The 17,053-nt window shown below is 62.6% G+C and carries 15 protein-coding genes and 1 tRNA gene; 11 read left to right on the forward strand and 5 right to left on the reverse strand.

Going from position 1 to position 17,053, the window contains the following annotated elements; all coding sequences use genetic code 11:
- Positions 1-714 carry a TraX family protein gene (locus tag B5E67_RS02375; RefSeq protein ID WP_242956724.1) on the forward strand — a complete coding sequence of 238 codons (714 nt, stop codon included), beginning with the start codon at positions 1-3 and terminating at the stop codon, positions 712-714.
- A 105-nt stretch (positions 715-819) separates the two neighbouring features.
- On the opposite strand, the gene B5E67_RS02380 is transcribed toward B5E67_RS02375, so the two are convergent.
- The 3 genes from B5E67_RS02380 to B5E67_RS02390 form a co-directional block, all read right to left on the reverse strand.
- The gene (locus tag B5E67_RS02380) at positions 820-1,809 is read right to left on the reverse strand and encodes a C-GCAxxG-C-C family (seleno)protein (RefSeq protein ID WP_158098840.1); all 990 of its coding nucleotides are present in this window, start codon (positions 1,807-1,809) and stop codon (positions 820-822) included.
- Between the two features lie 151 nt (positions 1,810-1,960).
- Positions 1,961-2,461, reverse strand: coding sequence for a GNAT family N-acetyltransferase (locus B5E67_RS02385; RefSeq protein ID WP_087382490.1), 501 nt, complete (start codon positions 2,459-2,461; stop codon positions 1,961-1,963).
- 72 nt (positions 2,462-2,533) lie between these two features.
- Positions 2,534-2,608, reverse strand: a tRNA-Gly gene (locus B5E67_RS02390).
- Positions 2,609-2,723: 115 nt separating this feature from the next.
- On the opposite strand from B5E67_RS02390, the gene B5E67_RS02395 reads away from it, so the two are divergent.
- From B5E67_RS02395 to B5E67_RS02440, 10 genes are all read left to right on the forward strand, one after another.
- A complete protein-coding gene (locus B5E67_RS02395; RefSeq protein WP_087382493.1) occupies positions 2,724-3,419 on the forward strand; it encodes a DNA alkylation repair protein in 696 nt (231 codons plus the stop codon).
- 156 nt (positions 3,420-3,575) lie between these two features.
- Positions 3,576-4,286: a UMP kinase gene (pyrH, locus tag B5E67_RS02400; RefSeq protein WP_087245309.1), complete on the forward strand. Its 711-nt coding sequence runs from the start codon at positions 3,576-3,578 to the stop codon at positions 4,284-4,286.
- Positions 4,287-4,451: 165 nt separating this feature from the next.
- Entirely contained in the window at positions 4,452-5,006 is a 555-nt protein-coding gene (gene frr, locus B5E67_RS02405; protein ID WP_087245311.1) for a ribosome recycling factor, read from the forward strand.
- A gap of 105 nt (positions 5,007-5,111) precedes the next feature.
- Entirely contained in the window at positions 5,112-5,828 is a 717-nt protein-coding gene (gene uppS, locus B5E67_RS02410; RefSeq protein WP_087382496.1) for a polyprenyl diphosphate synthase, read from the forward strand.
- A gap of 29 nt (positions 5,829-5,857) precedes the next feature.
- A complete protein-coding gene (locus B5E67_RS02415; protein ID WP_087382498.1) occupies positions 5,858-6,718 on the forward strand; it encodes a phosphatidate cytidylyltransferase in 861 nt (286 codons plus the stop codon).
- A gap of 27 nt (positions 6,719-6,745) precedes the next feature.
- Entirely contained in the window at positions 6,746-7,897 is a 1,152-nt protein-coding gene (gene dxr, locus B5E67_RS02420) for a 1-deoxy-D-xylulose-5-phosphate reductoisomerase (RefSeq protein WP_087382501.1), read from the forward strand.
- 64 nt (positions 7,898-7,961) lie between these two features.
- Positions 7,962-9,074, forward strand: coding sequence for a site-2 protease family protein (locus B5E67_RS02425; protein WP_242956727.1), 1,113 nt, complete (start codon positions 7,962-7,964; stop codon positions 9,072-9,074).
- 22 nt (positions 9,075-9,096) lie between these two features.
- A complete protein-coding gene (gene ispG, locus B5E67_RS02430) occupies positions 9,097-10,143 on the forward strand; it encodes a flavodoxin-dependent (E)-4-hydroxy-3-methylbut-2-enyl-diphosphate synthase (protein WP_087382507.1) in 1,047 nt (348 codons plus the stop codon).
- Entirely contained in the window at positions 10,140-10,646 is a 507-nt protein-coding gene (locus B5E67_RS02435) for a GNAT family N-acetyltransferase (RefSeq protein ID WP_087382510.1), read from the forward strand. The genes ispG and B5E67_RS02435 overlap by 4 nt, the downstream gene beginning before the upstream one ends.
- Before the next feature lie 12 nt (positions 10,647-10,658).
- Complete coding sequence (locus B5E67_RS02440; protein ID WP_242956729.1) at positions 10,659-14,948, forward strand: PolC-type DNA polymerase III; 4,290 nt, start codon at positions 10,659-10,661, stop codon at positions 14,946-14,948.
- Positions 14,949-15,039: 91 nt separating this feature from the next.
- Here B5E67_RS02440 and B5E67_RS02445 read toward each other — a convergent pair whose 3' ends face one another.
- Positions 15,040-15,720: a TrkA family potassium uptake protein gene (locus B5E67_RS02445; RefSeq protein ID WP_087245325.1), complete on the reverse strand. Its 681-nt coding sequence runs from the start codon at positions 15,718-15,720 to the stop codon at positions 15,040-15,042.
- 14 nt (positions 15,721-15,734) lie between these two features.
- A complete protein-coding gene (locus tag B5E67_RS02450) occupies positions 15,735-17,033 on the reverse strand; it encodes a potassium transporter TrkG (protein WP_087382513.1) in 1,299 nt (432 codons plus the stop codon).
- Positions 17,034-17,053 lie beyond the last annotated feature (20 nt).

The following is a 17,053-nucleotide window of genomic DNA, read 5'->3' on the forward strand; positions in this document are numbered from 1 at the left end:
ATGGATGAACAAGCCGCGCGCTGGCCGGTGCTGAACCGGGACCAGATCAAGTACATCGCCATGTTCACCATGCTGCTGAACCACATCGCCAATATCTTTCTGGCCCCCGGCCTTCTGTATGAGGTGATGGTGGACATCGGCTATTTCACCGCGCCGGTCATGTGCTGGTTTCTGGTGGAGGGATACGGCTACACCCGCTCCAAGAAAAAATATGCCCTCCGGCTGGCAGGGTTCGCCCTGCTGTCCCAGCTGCCCTTCAGCCTGGCCTTCAGCCAGGGAACAGGCATCCAGTTCCAGGGTCTGAACATGCTGTTCACCCTCCTGATCTGCTTTGGCCTTCTGGAGGTGCGGGAGCGCCTGGCCCCCGGTCTGCGGCGCAAAACTGCCCTGACGGGTCTGGTGCTGCTGTCCTGCATCTGCGACTGGGCTTTGCTGGCTCCCTGCTACACCCTCCTGTTCGCCTGGGCCAGGGGTTCCCGCCGGCGGACCATCCAGGCCTTTGGCTGGGCCGCGGTCCTCTTTGCCGTCATGGGCCTGCTGAGCCAGACCGGACCCTGGGGCGCCCTGGGGGTGGTGCTGGCAGGCTTTGTCATCCTGTGCCTCTACAATGGCCGGCGGGCCGAGAAGGGCCGCCGGTTCGCCCAGTGGTTTTTCTACCTGTTCTACCCGGTCCACCTGCTGGTGCTGGGCCTGATCCGTCTCGCCCTGCTGTGAGGCCCGGGAACATCCTCTGAAACCAGAAAAATCCGCATCCCTCCGGCCAAAACGGCACAGGAAAGATGCGGATTTCTTTTTGTTCAGAAAAAAGGGGACAGGCGCTTACTTGGCCACCTTGGACAGAGCGTCGTTCACGGCGTCAATGATGCCCTGGCTGGAGAAGGATGCGCCGGCAGCCAGATCCACGTCGGTGGACTGGGCCTTGATGATGGTGTCGGGGATGGTCTCAAAGGCGGGGTCGGACACGCCGGCGGTCTCGCCGTGGGACAGCACTTCGATCTTGCTGATCTTGTCGCCGTCCATGGTGACCTTGACCTTGATGGTGCCGCCAAAGCCTTCGCCCTCACCGATGTACTCATTGTCGGCCAGAGCCTCCTCGGCGGTGTTCTCAGCCAGGGCGGCATCCATGTAGCCGAAGTGGATGTTCAGCAGCTCGGCGGTCTTGCGGGCCACGTCGGCGCTGACGCCGCCGCAGCGGGCCATACGGCGGGGATCGCTCATCTCGGTGATGCCGGCGGCGTTCATAAAGGTGGTGACGCTGTCGGAGCAGTTCACGGTCTTGGCGATGGTGGGGGTTTCGGCCGTGATCTCAGGCTGATAGATGGGGAGATTGGTGGAGGTGTACCAGCTGAACAGCTCCTTGGTGATGGCCGAAGCGTCCTCCGGAGAGCACATCAGGCCGATGACGGCGGCTGCGCCGCCCAGAGAGCCGCAGAGGGTGCCGGCGCCGTAGCCTGCCTTGCCGTTGACGAACATCTCGGCGGGGATGGCAGTGTAGGGGAAGCCGACCTTTTCCTTCAGCTCGGTCAGCAGAGCGTTGGACACTGCAAAGCAGCAGCCGTTCTGATAGAAGCTCTCATAGCCCAGTTCTTGCACCCGGTCCAGATCGAATTCACAGGAAGGATAGGGATGGGCCGGAATGGTGGCTTCTGCGGCAGCAGCGGTGGCCGTGGCCTCAGAGGACGCGGCAGAGGATGCTGCGGTGGAGCTGGCGGCGGGCTGAGAGCAGCCGGTCAGACCGAGCAGAGCCAGGCCGCCCAGGGACAGGCCGGTCTGCTTCAGGAACGTTCTGCGGGTTTCCAACTTGGACATGATACAATCTCCTCCATATAAGTCCATGAAAGTCATAAAAGCCAGAGACTTTCGTGTGAGTCAAAGGCTTTAGTGATATTATACACTTTCGGCGGTGATTGTCAAATAATTTTCAAGCAAATGGATGATGTATTCTACGGGCGCCTCCGGCTCAGTCTTTTTTGCGGATTTCAAAGGGCAGATCGTAGAGTTTTTCCTGCCGCACGCAGCGGAATCCGGTGTCCCGCAGGTCTTTGCGGATGGTGATGGAGTTGAGGCAGTCATAGCCCAGACGGCGGTACAGCCGGATGGCGCCCTCGTTCCGGGCGACGGCCTCGATGTGGACCGCGTCGGAATAGGCCCGGACCATCTCCTCTGCCTGACGGATGACCTCGGTGCCGATGCCCTGGTTCTGCCAGGCGGGCAGGATGAACAGCTCCTCCAGCCAGTCGATGGGGCCGCCCCGACTGCCCAGATGGAGAAAGCCCACCACCTGCCCCTGGCGCTGGATCAGATAAAAGGCGTGGCCATCGCCGGTCCAGGCCTTCAGGTCCCGGGCGGCCTCCTCGGCGGTCTGCTCCACATGGCTGTGGCGCAGCCAGAAGGCCTGGATCAGGGAGAGGGCGGTGTCGGTTTCGTTTTGGTAGGGTTTGAGCTGGATGACAGCGGACATGATGGGCCTCCTTGGGGTTCACGGGAAAAAGAACGACAAAAAAGCCCCGCAGGCCGAAACCTGTGGGGCGATTGGAGCGGGTAATCGGAATCGAACCGACCTCCACAGCTTGGAAGGCTGTTATACTAGCCGATGTACTATACCCGCATGTGTGAGTAGTATTTTACCACACTTTTTTCAAAAAGTCCAGAGCGAAAAATGAAAAATCCTGCTTTACACCGGTCCGGCTTTCCGGTAAGATAGGGGAAAGGAGGGGTGTTCCATGTCCGATGCGGCCCAGCAGATCCGCCAAAAACTCTTTGCCATGCAGGATGAGAGCTATCAGGCCTTTCAGTGCAGACTGATGCCCACCGTTCCGCCCGAAAGGGTGATCGGGGTTCGGATTCCGGCTCTGCGGGCCCTGGCCAGGGAGCTGGCCGGCACCCCCGAAGGGGAGGCCTTTCTGGGCCAGCTGCCCCACGCCTACTATGAGGAGGACAACCTCCACGGCTTCCTTTTGGAGCGAATCCGGGACTACGACGCAGCCTTGGCGGGGGTGGAGGCCTTCTTGCCCTACATCGACAACTGGGCCACCTGCGACACCACCAGCCCCAGGGTATTCGCCAAAAACACCGACCGCCTGCTGGAACCGGTGCGGCGGTGGATGGGTTCCGACCGGGTCTATACCGTCCGCTATGGTCTGGGGATGCTGATGCGCTATTATCTGGACGATGGGTTCCGGCCCGAGTACCTGGAATGGGCGGGGGCGGTGGATTCGGAGGAGTATTATGTGCGGATGATGGTGGCCTGGTTCTTTGCCACCGCCCTGGCCAAACAGCCCGAGGCCGCCTGGCCCTGGGTGGCCGAGCCCCGGCTGTCCCCCTGGGTCCGGGCCAAGGCCATCCAGAAAGCTCTGGAAAGCCGCCGCATCACCCCGGAACAAAAACAGGCCCTCCGGGCCCTGCGGGACAGCCTCTGAGGGCCATTTCCCGGGGAAATAGCCGCCCCCGTTCCCTGGCACCGGCCTTTTGGCAAATACCCGGCGGCGGAAGATGCTTTTCCTGTTTACTTTGGGCCGGTTTTATTGTAAAATAGGCACAATGAGAATCTCAATTTGCGCGGAGTGATAAATTGTATGGCACTGAAATATAATCGTATTCTTCTCAAGATCAGCGGCGAGGCCCTGGGCGGCGACAAGGGCTCGGGCTTTGACGAGGCCGCCATGGACTCCATCTGCGGCGGCGTCAAGAAGGCCTATGACCTGGGCGTCCAGATCGGCATCGTGGTGGGCGGCGGCAACTTCTGGCGCGGCCGCACCAGCGGCAAGATGGAGCGCACCCTGGCCGACAAGATCGGAATGCTGGCCACCGTCATGAACGCTCTGGCCGTCTCGGACAAGCTGGCCCAGCTGGGGGTTCCCGCCGAGGTCTTCACCTCCATCGAGATGCCCAAGGTGGCCCCGGTCTTTGACCGTAAGGCCGCTCTGGACGCCATGAACGCCGGCAAGGTGGCTATTTTCGGCGGCGGCACCGGCAACCCCTTCTTCTCCACCGATACCGCCACCGCTCTGCGGGGCGTGGAGGTGTCCGCCGATGTGATGTTCAAGGCCACCATGGTGGACGGCGTCTATGACAAGGACCCCCACAAGTACCCCGACGCCAAGAAGTACGATACCCTCACCTTCACCAAGGTGCTGGAGGATCAGCTGGCCGTCATGGACGGCACCGCCGCTACCCTCTGCCGGGAAAATCACCTGCCCATCCTGGTGTTTGACCTGGCTGACCCCGACAACATCGCCCGGGCTGTCCAGGGCGAAAATGTGGGCACTCTGGTCTACGAGGAGTAACCCGGCGCTATACTAATCTGAAAGAACTTGCTCCCTCCGTCCGGGCCCCGGCCCGCGGGGCGAGCCGCGGCGAAGAGCTTTTCGCCGCAGCGCGATGCTGGAATCAGGATCAGACTGGGCGCGCAGCCCGGCAGGATTACGATAACGAACAGGAGATAGACGACTATGAGCAGCAATACCAAGGTGTTTGAGGACAAGATGAAAAGCGCGGTGGAGCATCTGGAGCGGGAGCTGGCCGCTGTCCGCGCCGGCCGGGCCAACCCCGCCGTCCTGGATAAGGTGACGGTGGACTACTATGGTTCCCCCACCCCCATCCAGCAGGTGGCTTCGGTGGCCGTCAGCGAGGCCCGCACCCTGACCATCACCCCGTGGGACCGCTCTCTGCTGCGTCCCATCAGCAAGGCCATCCAGGCCAGCGACGTGGGCATCAACCCCATTGACGACGGCCAGACCATCCGCCTGAACTTCCCCGCACCCAACGAGGAACGCCGCCGCCAGCTGGCCAAGGACGTGGCCAAGATGGGCGAGGAGGCCAAGGTGGCCATCCGCAACGTCCGCCGCGACGCCATGGATAAGGCCAAGGCCATGAAGAAGGCCGGCGAGCTGACCGAGGACAGCCAGAAGACCATGGAAGAAGATGTCCAGAAGGTCACCGACAAGTTCATCAAGCTGGTCGACAAGGCAGTCGAGGAAAAGCAGAAGGAAATCATGTCGGTCTGATCGATCACAAGCAAAGGAACAGGAGGTGCCGTGTGCTGGGAGGTGCGCGGCACTTTTTGCGATAACCGGCCGGGGAAGTGCCGGACGGGACAGGAGGTTGAAACAATGCCGCAGCATCCCGATTCATTTGCACGCGGGCTGTCGGTGGGAATCATCATGGACGGCAACGGCCGCTGGGCCAAAAAGCGGGGCCTGCCCCGCACCGCCGGCCATAAAAAGGGCGCCGAGGTGTTCCAGCAGATCGCCGATTACTGCGACCAGCTGGGCCTGGCGTCGGTGTATTTCTATGCCTTTTCCACCGAAAACTGGAAGCGCCCCGCCGACGAGGTGGGGGCTATTATGAAGCTGCTGGGGGAATATCTTATCAAGGCCTTTGATTACAAGAGCCGCAACAATAAGATTGTCTTTCTGGGGGACCGCACGGCCCTGGAGCCCCGCTACCAGAAGCTGATGAACGAGATCGAGGAGGGCACCGCCGACCGCACCGGCATGGTGCTGAACATCGCCGTCAACTACGGCGGCCGCCAGGAGATTGTCCGGGCGGCCCAGGCCCTGGCCCGTCAGGCCGCCGCCGGTCAGCTGGACCCCGCCTCCATCACCGAGGAAATGCTGTCGGCCCATATGTATACCGCCGGTCAGCGGGACCCCGACCTGATCCTTCGCCCCAGCGGGGAGAAGCGGCTGTCCAACTTCATGCTGTGGCAGGCCGCCTACTCCGAGCTGGTGGAGATGGACGTCCTCTGGCCCGACTTCACCCCGGCCGACCTGGACGCCGCCATTGAGGAGTACAACCGGCGCTCCCGCCGGTTCGGCGGCATCTGACCGGGGACACCTCGAAGTAAGGAGAAACGATGAAAACACGAGTGATTACAGCCCTGGTGGGCATTGCCGTCCTGGTTCTGGTCATGCTGACCTTCAACACCATGGTGTTCAACCTGGTGGTGGCCGCCGTCGCCCTGATTGGAATGCACGAGGTCTACGCCGCCCTGGGTTTTGACCGGAAGGACTGGCTACTGTACGCCGTTCTGGTGCCCTACACCCTGCTGGTGATGCTGTCCAGCTACCAGGTCGCCCGGGGAATGGTGATGGCGGTTTCCTTCGCCCTGATGCTGTTCTACTGCATCTATCTGGTGGTGCGCAACGGCAGCGTCAGCTATCAAAAAGTCAGCGGCCTGGTGCTTTTTTCAGGGATTATCCTGTTCTGCTTTTACTCCCTGATCCACCTGAAGATGCTGCTGCCGGTGGAGGAGTACAGCTACGACGCCATCTTCTTTATCCTGCTGATCCTCTGCTTTGCCTGGGGCGGGGATACCTGCGCCTATTTCGCCGGCCGCGCCTTCGGCAAGCATAAGCTCTGCCCCAAGGTCAGCCCCAAAAAGACGGTGGAGGGCGCCATCGGCGGCGTGCTGGGCACCATGCTGTTCGGCGTCATCATCACGGTGATTTACTCCCTGCTGGCCGACCGCACCGAGGCCTTTACCCGCAGCAACATCGGCGTGTCCATGTACGTCATCATCGCTCTGCTGGGCGTGGTGGCCGCGGTGCTGGGCATTTACGGCGACCTGTTCGCCAGCGTGGTCAAGCGCCAGTGCGGCATCAAGGATTACGGCACCATCTTCCCCGGCCACGGAGGCATCCTGGACCGGTTTGACAGCGTCATGTTCATTGCGCCTTTTGTGTCCATGGTGATTACCGCCATGTTCTACCGCTGAGGCGCTCCAAAAGGAAAGAAGGCTCCTATGGCAAAAAAGATTACTCTGCTGGGCTCCACCGGCTCCATCGGCACCCAGAGCCTGGACGTGGTCCGGGCCGAGGGCTATGAGGTGTTTGGCCTGTCGGCCCACAGCCAGGTGGATCTGCTTGTGCGTCAGATCGAAGAATTTCACCCCCAGGTGGTCTGCATGACCAGCCCGGACGCCGCCGATCGGCTGGACGCCGCCCTGGCGGGCCGCGCCGGCGCACCCCGGCTGCTGCGGGGTCCCGAGGGCCTGCGGGAGCTGGCCGCCCTGGACGGCCCCGATGTGGTGCTGAACAGCGTGGTGGGCATCGCGGGCCTGGGGGCCTCCCTCAGCGCCATCGAGAGCGGCCACGACCTGGCCCTGGCCAATAAGGAAAGCCTGGTCACCGGCGGTCACCTGGTCACCCAGGCGGTGGAGCGCTGCGGCGTCAAGCTGCTGCCGGTGGACAGCGAGCATTCGGCCATCTTCCAGTGCCTGCAGGACACCGAGAGCGCCAAGTCCCTCACCAAAATCCTGCTGACGGCCTCGGGCGGGCCCTTCTTTGGGATGACCACCGACCAGCTGCGGGGCAAGACCAAGGCGGATGCCCTCCGCCATCCCAACTGGAATATGGGGGCCAAAATTACCATCGACAGCGCCACCCTCATGAACAAGGGCCTGGAACTGATCGAGGCGGTGTGGCTGTTCGGCCTGCCCCCCGAGAAAATCCAGATCGTGGTCCAGCGCCAGAGCATCATCCACTCGGCGGTCCAGTTCAGCGACAACTCGGTGATTGCCCAGCTGGGCGTGCCGGATATGCGTATCCCCATCCAGTATGCCCTGACCTGGCCCCGCCGCGGCGGGCCGGTGGCTCCCGAGCTGGACTTTGCAGCCCTCAAGGTGCTGACCTTCGATGTGGCCGACGAGGAGACCTTCCGCTGCCTGGCGGCCTGCAAAAAGGCCATCGCCAAGGGCGGCCTGGGCCCCTGCGCCGCCAACGGCGCCAACGAGGAGGCCGTCAAGCTGTTCCTGGAGGATAAGATCGGCTTTTTGGATATCGGCCGCCTGGTGGAGGCGGTGGTGGACAGCGACCGCTTCGGCGGCAGCTATACCCTGGCGGATGTGTACGAGTGCGACCGGATGGCCCGGGCCTTTGTCCACAGCCACCTGTAAAAACTGAGAGCCCCGGCGAGAGGGGGCAGGCGGCGCGGGGCGCCGCAGAGGGAAATCTATGTCAATGCTGATAACCTTTCTGGCGTCTGTGCTGGTGTTCGGCGCGGTCATCGCCATCCATGAGCTGGGGCACTTCGGCGCCGCCAAGCTCTCGGGCATCCAGGTGAACGAGTATTCCATCGGAATGGGCCCGACCCTGTTCAAAAAGATCATCGGGAGTACCCAGTACACCCTCCGGCTGCTGCCCATCGGCGGCTATGTGGCCATGGAAGGGGAGGGCAGCCCCGAGGCCAACGCGGCCCAGCGGGAGCGGGACGGGGAGGACCAGGAGGAAGAGGAGGACCTGTGCCCCATTCCCCCTGAGTTGCGCACCGGCATTCCCTTCCCAGAGGCCGCCATCTGGAAGCGGGCCCTGGTGATGGTGGCCGGCCCCCTGATGAATTTTGTGCTGGGATTTGTGGTGCTGCTGGGCCTGATTTCGTTCCGGTCCGACCCCATCGCCAGCCGGGTCATCTACAACATCGCCGACGGGGCCCGCTGCGGTCAGACCGGCCTGCAGGCCGGGGACGAGATTGTGGCGGTCAACGGCCGGCGGTGCTTCATCGCCAACGACATTCTGTACGAACTGGTCCGCACCCAGAACACCCAGGCCGACTTCACCGTCCGCCGGGACGGCAAACTGGTCCAGCTGCAGGGGGTTCAGTTTGACAGCTACACCGACGAAAACGGCAACAGCCGGATGGATATCGGCTTCACCGTTTACGCTTTGAAAAAAACGCCGGTCAATATACTGAAAGAGATCTTCAACAGCGAGCTCTATTATGGGCGGATCATCTTCACATCCCTCATCGACCTGCTGCGGGGCCGGGAGAGCATCAACAACCTGTCGGGCCCGGTGGGCATTGTGTCCGCCATCAGCCAGGCCGCCAGCTACGGCCTCACCGACCTGCTGGAGCTGCTGGTCCTCATCACCGTCAACCTGGGCGTCCTTAACCTGCTGCCCATTCCGGCGCTGGACGGCGGACGTCTGGTCTTTCTGGCGGTGGAGGCCGTCCTCCGGCGGCCTGTGTCCCAGCGGGTCCAGGAAAATCTCACCCTGGCGACCTTCATTCTGCTGTTCGGCCTGATGATCTTCGCCACCTACAACGACGTGCTGCGTCTCATCACCGGCGCCTGACCCATCAACAGGAGGTATCCCCATGCGCCAGCTCAAGCGTGAAGTTAAAATCGGCAATCTCACCATCGGCGGCAACCACGCCATCGCCGTCCAGACCATGCTCAACGTCCCCGTGGAGGACATTGAGGGCAACGTGGCCCAGGCCAAACGATGCGAGGCGGCGGGCTGCCAGATTCTGCGGGTGACCTGTCCCACCCCCGCCGACGCCAAGTGCATCGAGGCGGTGAAAAAGGCGGTGAATATCCCCATTGTGGCGGATATTCACTTTGACTACCGGGCCGCTCTGGCCTGCGCCGCCGTGGGCGTGGATAAAATCCGCATCAACCCCGGCAACATCGGCGACGACGACCGGGTGAAGGAAGTGGTCCGGGCCTGCCGGGCCGGAAACATCCCCATCCGCATCGGCGTCAATGGCGGCAGCCTAGAAAAGCACATCCTGGCCCAGTACGGCGCGCCGGTGCCCGAGGCCATGGTGGAGAGCGCCCTGTACCATGTGCGCCTGCTGGAAAAGTTTGATTTCCACGATATTGTCATCTCCATCAAGAGCTCCAACGTCCCCCGGATGATGGAGGCCTACCGGCAGCTGTCGGCGGTCACCGACTACCCCCTCCACGTGGGAGTCACCGAGGCCGGCACCTACCAGATGGGCCTGCTGAAATCCGGCATGGGCATCGGCGGGCTGCTGCTGGAAGGCATCGGCGACACCATCCGGGTGTCCCTGGCGGCCGAACCCGAGAAGGAAGTGGAGGCCGGCTACAACATTCTGCGGGCGGTGGGATTCCCGGTGGCGGGCCCCGAGGTGATTACCTGCCCCACCTGCGGCCGCACCCAGTACCCCTGCACCGAAATCGCCAACGAGGTGGAGCGCCGGCTCCAGGGCTATAAAAAGCCCATCAAGGTGGCGGTGATGGGCTGTGTGGTCAATGGCCCCGGCGAAGCCCGGGAGGCCGATATCGGCATCGCCGGCGGCAAGGGCGAGGCCCTGCTGTTTGTCCATGGCGAGCCGGTCCGCAAGCTGACCGGGGACAATATCCTGGACCAGTTCATGGAGGAGATCTATAAACTATGAGGAAAGCTGTGACAGCCCTTCGGATTGCCCCGGCGGCCCCCGCCCAGGTGGCCCCCATGCTGGCCCTCTGCCGCGGAGCGGCGGCCCGGCCTGACTGCCCCTGGGATGAATGGTACCCCGATGAAGCCACCCTGGCCGCCGACCAGGCCCAGGGTAGGCTTTTTTGCGCCTGGGGGCCGGCAGGGCAGCTGATGGGAGGCTATGCCCTGGCCTTTGACCCCGAGACCGACGCCCTGCCCTGCTGGGACCGCACCCTGGAGCCCGCCGGCGAGGTGGCGCGGCTGGTGGTGGCCCCCGCCTGGGAAAACCAGGGCCTGGGCCGGCGCCTTCTGGCCGATGCCATGGCGCGGCTGGCGGCACAGGGATGCCGCAGCTGCCGCATCCTGGTGGGCCGGGGGAATGTCCGGGCCCTGCGGGCGTATGCCGGGCTGGGATTCCGCCGCGCAGGGGAGGCCCGGCTGTACGAAATGGACTTTGACTGCTTTGAAAAAGAGCTGTTTTAGAGGAGAAACGCATTGAAACCACTGGTATCCCAGCTTTGGCCCCAGTTCATGGCCGACCCCGACTTTGCCGCCTGTTTCGGCAGGGTGATTGTGGAGCACGCCCTGATGCTGCGGACCGAGCAAAAGGTGATTTTTACCCTGCAGAGTGCCGCGCCGCTGGACAAGGGCCTGTGTGCGCGGCTTTTGGCGTCTCTGCAGCCCGATTATGAGGGCTATGAGCTGTTGATCCACAACTGCTACCCCTACGCCAGCCTCACCGAGGAGACCCTGCAGGACCTCTTTGAGGAGATGAAAAAGGACAGCATCCCCATCAACGGCTTTCTGGACCGGTGCACCCTGGCTCTGGAGGGCAAACACATCACGGTGGGGGTCCGCAACGGCACCGGTTTTCTGCAGGATTTGGAGTTTGACCGCCTGCTGGCCGACCGGGTGGAGAGCCATACCGGCGAGCGCCCCACCGTGACCCTGGTGTCGGCCGCCGGAGAGGCCGAGCGCCGGGAGCTGGAAAAGAAGCTGGAAGAAAAGGCGGCGCCGCCGGTGGTCCAGTTCGAGGCCAAGCGCACCGGCCCCACCATCCAGGTGGAGGGCCTGGACCTGACCGACAAGCCGGTCCAGATCTTCCACGGCAAGATGTTCAAGCCCAAGGACCTGACCCCCCTGAAAAATCTGGGCGGCGAGGGCGGCAAGTGCATGATCTGGGGCGATGTCTTTGCCACCGAGGTGAAGGGCAGCTTCCGCAAGATGTACAGCGTCTCCATCACCGACTATACCGGCTCCATCAACCTGAAGGTCCGGGCCCAGGAAGGGGAGGACTGCTCCAAGTGGGAAGGCATCAAGAACGGCACCACCCTGCTGGTGCGGGGCGACTGCGCCTACGACAAGTATGAGCACGACTACATCGTCTATCCCTACGACGTCCTGATTGTGGAGCGCCGCCATCGGGAGGACCATGCCCCCCAGAAGCGGGTGGAGCTCCACCTGCATACCAAACTGTCGGCCCTGGACGGCTTCTGTGACCCGGGCGGCATCGTCAAGCTGGCCCATAAGATGGGCCATCCCGCCATCGCCATCACCGACCACGGCGTCTGCCAGGGCTATCCCGAGGCCATGCTGGCCGCCGACGACATCCATAAATCCGACCCCAATTTCAAACTGATCTATGGCTGTGAGGCCTATTTTGTGGACGACATGGTCCCCTGTGTCTACGGCACCCAGGACCAGCCCCTGAAAGGGGAGTTCTGCGTCTTTGACACCGAGACCACCGGCCTGGACCCCGGCTGTGAGTACTTGACCGAAATCGGCGCGGTGCTGGTGCGGGACGGGGAAGTGGTGGACGAGTTCGACACCTTTGTCAAGCCCCCCAAGTCCATCACCCCCAAGATCACCGAGCTCACCGGCATCACCAACGAGATGGTAGCCGACGCCCCCCTGGAAGGGGAGGCGCTGCAGGCGTTTCTGGATTTTGCCGGGGGGCGGGTGCTGGTGGCCCACAACGCCAACGGCTTTGACATCCGCTTTATGCGGGCGGCGGCCAAGCGCAGCGGCATCAAGTTTGAGCCCACCTACATCGACACCCTGACCATGGCCCAGACCATGTACCCCGGCCTCCACAACTACAAACAGGGCACCATCAACAAACACCTGGAGCTGCCCGACTATGAGGCCCACCGGGCCTGTGAGGACGCCGGGGCCCTGGGCCGGATTTTCTGCGTCATGCTGCGGGATCTGGAAGAAAAACAGATCACCGATATCAGCGGCATCAACACCGGCCTGGGCGGCAACCGGGAAGTCCTCAAGAAGAAATACTACCACATCATCCTGCTGGTGAAAAACCAGTCGGGCCTGAAAAACCTCTACCAGATCGTCAGCAAGGCCCATCTGGATTACTTCTTCAAAAAGCCGCGGGTGCCCCGCAGCCTGCTGAACCAGTACCGGGAAGGCCTGCTCATCACCTCGGCCTGTGAGGCGGGTGAGCTGTACCGGGCCATCGTGGACGAGCGGCCCTATGAGGAACTGAAAAAGATCGCGGCCTATTACGATATCCTGGAAGTGCAGCCCCTGGGCAACAACGCCTATATGGTCCGAGAGGGCCGGGTGGACAGCATCGAGCGGGTGAAGGACTTCAACCGGACGGTGATCCGGCTGGGCGAGGACCTGCACAAGCCGGTCATCGCCACCGGCGACGTCCATTTCCAGGAGCCGGAGGACGCCATCTACCGGACGGTGATGCAGGCGGCCGGCGGCTACAAGGACGCCGACCATCAGCCGCCTCTGTACTACCGCACCACCGAGGATATGCTGGCCCAGTTCGACTACCTGCCCCCGGAAAAGGCCCTGGAAATCGTGGTCACCAACCCCAACAAGATTGCGGCCATGGTGGACAACACCGTCCGGGCCATCCCCCGGGGCACCTATCCCCCCAGCATCGAGGGCGCGGAGGAACAGCTGCGTGAGGCTACCTGGAAACGGGCCAAAGAGGACTATGGCGACCCCCTGCCCGATCTGGTGAGGGAACGGCTCCAGAAGGAGCTGGACTCCATCTGCGGCCACGGATACGCGGTTCTGTACGTCATCGCGGTCAAGCTGGTGGCCTATTCCAATGCCGGCGGCTACCAGGTGGGCAGCCGAGGCTCGGTTGGCTCCTCGGCTGTGGCCCACTTCTCGGGTATTTCCGAGGTCAACAGCCTGCCGCCCCACTACCGCTGCCCCAAGTGCAAGCACAGCGAATTCATCACCGACGGCAGCGTGGAGGACGGCTTCGACCTGCCCGACAAGGACTGCCCCGTCTGCGGCACCCCCATGCTGGTGGACGGCCACGACATCCCCTTTGAGACCTTCCTGGGCTTCTACGGCGACAAGGAGCCGGATATCGACCTGAACTTCTCGGGCGAGTACCAGAGCAGCGTCCACCGCTACACCGAGGAACTGTTCGGCAAGGAGAACGTCTTTAAGGCGGGCACCGTCTCGGGCATTCAGGATAAAACCGCTTACGGCTACGTCAAGCGGTATCTGGAAGAGCGGGGGATGACGGTCAACCACGCCGAGGAAAACCGCCTGACCCTGGGCTGCACCGGCGTCAAACGCACCACCGGCCAGCACCCCGGCGGCATGGTGGTTGTGCCGGCCACCAGTCAGATTTACGATTTCTGCCCCATTCAGCACCCCGCCGACGACGTGGCCGGCGGCCTGCTGACCACCCATTTCGAATTCAAATACCTCCACGACACCCTTCTCAAACTGGACGAGCTGGGCCACGATATGCCCACCTTCTACAAGTACTTTGAGGAGTATACCGGGGTGCCGGTGGACAGCATCCCCATGAACGACCCCAAGGTCTACAGCCTGCTGACCAGTCCCGAGGCGTTGGGCGTCACCCCGGAGCAGATCGACAGCCAGACCGGCACCTTCGGCATCCCCGAGATGGGCACCAACTTTGTCCGTCAGATGCTGGTGGAGGCCCGGCCCAAGAACTTCTCCGAGCTGATCCAGATTTCGGGCCTGTCCCACGGCACCGACGTCTGGACCAACAACGCCGACGAACTGATCCGCAACGGCACCTGTACCATTGCGGAGGTCATCGGCTGCCGCGACAGCATCATGCTGTACCTGATCCGCAAGGGCCTGGAACCCAAGATGTCCTTTGACATCATGGAGGCGGTCCGAAAGGGCAAGGTGGCCAAGGGCGGCTTCCAGCCCGGCTGGGAGGAGGCCATGCGGGAACACGATGTCCCCGACTGGTACATCGAGTCCTGCCGCAAGATCAAATATATGTTCCCCAAGGCCCACGCGGTGGCCTACCTGATGAGCGCCATCCGGCTGATGTGGTACAAGCTGTATTATCCGCAGGCGTTCTACGCAGTGTATTTTACCGTTCGCGGCGACGACATCGACTATGAGGCGGCTGTGGGCGGCCCCGACGTGGCCCGCGCCCACATGAACGAGGTAAACCGCCGCCTCAAGGAGGAAAAGAACGCCAAGGATGAAGACCTGCTGGTGTCCCTCCAGCTGGTCAATGAGATGCTGATGCGGGGATATGAGTTCCTGCCCATCCAGATCGGCAAGAGCCGGGGCATCAAGTACGTGCTGGAGGACGACAAGGTCCGGCTGCCCTTTGCGGCCATCAAGGGCCTGGGCGCCAGCGCGGCGCTGGCGCTGGAAAACGTCACCATTCATGGAGAGGACTACCTCTCGGTGGAGGAGCTGCAGCAGGCCGCCGGCGTCACCAGTGCGGTCATCGACCGCCTGCGCCAGGTGGGCGCCCTGGGCGATCTGCCCGAGAGCAGCCAGGTGTCTTTCTTCTGACCCGGACCCAAAAACAAACAAAAAACAGCCCGCTCTGCCGGTTTTGCCGGAGGGCGGGCTGTTTGCTTTGATGGGGAAAACGGGGAGGGGATCAGTGGTTATCCAGCCACTCGATCAGGTTGTTGGCAGCGTTCTTGCCGCCCGACACAAAGAGAATGTCCCCTTCCTGGAAAACGGTGTGGGGGCCGACGGTCTCGTTGACCTTGCCGCCGTTCTCGATGGCGATAATGTTCAGGCCGAACTGGCCGCGCAGGTTCACATCCACGACGGTGCGGCCGATCATCTTGGGGGGAACGGCCAGCTTGGAGATGCTCACCCGCTCGCTCAGCTGGACAAAGTCCAGCATGCCGGTGGTCTCCAGCCGGTGGGCCAGACGGATGGCCATGTCGTGCTCGGGATAGACCACCTGGGCGCCCAGCTTCCGCAGGACCTGGCCCTGCTCCTCGCTGGCGGCCTTGGCGATGACGTTGGGGATGCCCAGGCTCACCAGGTGCAGGGTGGTCAGGATGGACACGTCCATCTTCTCGCCGATGCAGACCACCGCCACATCACAGTTCTGGATGCCGGTCTCCTCCAGGGTCTTTTTGTCCAGGCCCTTGACCACATAGGCGCTCTCGGTGTAATCCCGCATGATGCGGACCTTTTCCTCGTCCTGGTCCAGAACCACCAGGTCCTCGCCGGCCTCGGCCAGCTCAATGGCCAGGGCCATGCCGAACCGTCCCAGGCCCACAATGCCATAGGACGCTTTTGCTTTCTTCGATTTGCCAAACATGTTGTTTCCTCCTGTCAGCCGATGGCGATGTTGCCCTCGGGGTAGCGGATGCGTTCGCCCTTGTCAAAGTACCAGACCGAGGCGATGGTCAGGGGGCCAAGGCGGCCAATATACATGGTAAGGATGGACACCAGCTTGGCGGGCACCCCCAGGGTGGTGGTGATGCCGGTCGAAAGGCCGACGGTGCCAAAGGCGCTGGTGAGCTCGAACAGGGCGTCGACCAGCCGCAGCTGCGGCTCAAAGACCATGGTCAGCCAGGTGCCGGTCAGCACCACGCTGATGGCGATCAGGGTGATGACCGCGGCCTTGCGGAAGGCGCCGGAGGGGATGGAGTAGCGGAAAGCCTTCTCGCCCCGGTTGGTGGCGGCCGACTTGATGCCCTGCAGCAGGACGAAGAAGGTGCTGGTCTTGATGCCGCCGCCGGTCGATCCGGGGGAGGCGCCGATGAACATCAGCACGATCAGCACCAGCAGGCCGGCGCTGTTCCACTCGCCCAGCGCGTAGGTCGAAAAGCCGGCGGTACGGGCCGATACGCTGTGGAAGAAGGCTGCCAGCCAGGTGATGTCCTCGGTCAGCTTGAGCAGCACCGCGCCCACCACGATCAGCACCGCGCTGACCGAGATGACCACCTTGGTGTGCATCGAGAACTTCTTCCAGCGGAAGCGGTTGTGCAGCACGTCCCGGATGACCAGAAAGCCGATGCCGCCGAAGATGATCAGCCCGCAGGTGATCAGGTTGAGGGGCACGTTGTCCCGGTAGGGGATCAGGTTCTGGTAGTTGCCCAGGATATCAAAGCCCGAGTTGTTGAAGGCTGCGACCGAGTGGAAGATGCTGATCCACAGCGCCCGCAGGGGCGGGTAATCCTGCACAAAGACCAGAAAGCTGAGCGCCGCGCCCGCGCCCTCGAAACAGAGGGTCATCAGGAAGATGCTCTTGAGGAAGCGGAGGATGCCCTGGGCCGAATCGAGGTTGAGGGCCTCCTGCAGGACGCTGCGCTCCTTCAGGTTGATCTTGCGGCCCATCGCCAGGATGATGCCCGCGCCCACCGAAGTGACGCCCAGGCCGCCCACCTGGATCAGCAGCATCAGGATGAACTGCCCGATGAAGGTGAAGGTGTCGCCCGCGTCGGTGGCGATCAGGCCGGTGACGCAGACCGCGCTCGTCGAGGTGTAGAGGGTGTCGATGTAGGCTACGTCCACGCCTTCCTGTACGCTGAAAGGCATGATGAGCAGCACCGAACCCAGCAGGATCACCAGTGCAAAGCCCAGGGCAATGACCCGCACCGGCGACTGCTTTTTGATGAACTCAAACATAAAATCTCCTTGCTTGCCGT

Source organism: Faecalibacterium sp. An122 (assembly GCF_002160895.1).
In the GTDB taxonomy this organism is placed as follows: Bacteria; Bacillota; Clostridia; order Oscillospirales; family Ruminococcaceae; genus Faecalibacterium.

Coding starts and splice junctions, on each gene's coding strand:
- B5E67_RS02375 (WP_242956724.1), top strand. CDS start 1: ATGGATGAACAAGCCGCGCGCTGGCCGGTGCTGAACCGGGACCAGATC.
- B5E67_RS02380 (WP_158098840.1), bottom strand. CDS start 1,809: ATGTCCAAGTTGGAAACCCGCAGAACGTTCCTGAAGCAGACCGGCCTG.
- B5E67_RS02385 (WP_087382490.1), bottom strand. CDS start 2,461: ATGTCCGCTGTCATCCAGCTCAAACCCTACCAAAACGAAACCGACACC.
- B5E67_RS02395 (WP_087382493.1), top strand. CDS start 2,724: ATGTCCGATGCGGCCCAGCAGATCCGCCAAAAACTCTTTGCCATGCAG.
- pyrH (WP_087245309.1), top strand. CDS start 3,576: ATGGCACTGAAATATAATCGTATTCTTCTCAAGATCAGCGGCGAGGCC.
- frr (WP_087245311.1), top strand. CDS start 4,452: ATGAGCAGCAATACCAAGGTGTTTGAGGACAAGATGAAAAGCGCGGTG.
- uppS (WP_087382496.1), top strand. CDS start 5,112: ATGCCGCAGCATCCCGATTCATTTGCACGCGGGCTGTCGGTGGGAATC.
- B5E67_RS02415 (WP_087382498.1), top strand. CDS start 5,858: ATGAAAACACGAGTGATTACAGCCCTGGTGGGCATTGCCGTCCTGGTT.
- dxr (WP_087382501.1), top strand. CDS start 6,746: ATGGCAAAAAAGATTACTCTGCTGGGCTCCACCGGCTCCATCGGCACC.
- B5E67_RS02425 (WP_242956727.1), top strand. CDS start 7,962: ATGCTGATAACCTTTCTGGCGTCTGTGCTGGTGTTCGGCGCGGTCATC.
- ispG (WP_087382507.1), top strand. CDS start 9,097: ATGCGCCAGCTCAAGCGTGAAGTTAAAATCGGCAATCTCACCATCGGC.
- B5E67_RS02435 (WP_087382510.1), top strand. CDS start 10,140: ATGAGGAAAGCTGTGACAGCCCTTCGGATTGCCCCGGCGGCCCCCGCC.
- B5E67_RS02445 (WP_087245325.1), bottom strand. CDS start 15,720: ATGTTTGGCAAATCGAAGAAAGCAAAAGCGTCCTATGGCATTGTGGGC.
- B5E67_RS02450 (WP_087382513.1), bottom strand. CDS start 17,033: ATGTTTGAGTTCATCAAAAAGCAGTCGCCGGTGCGGGTCATTGCCCTG.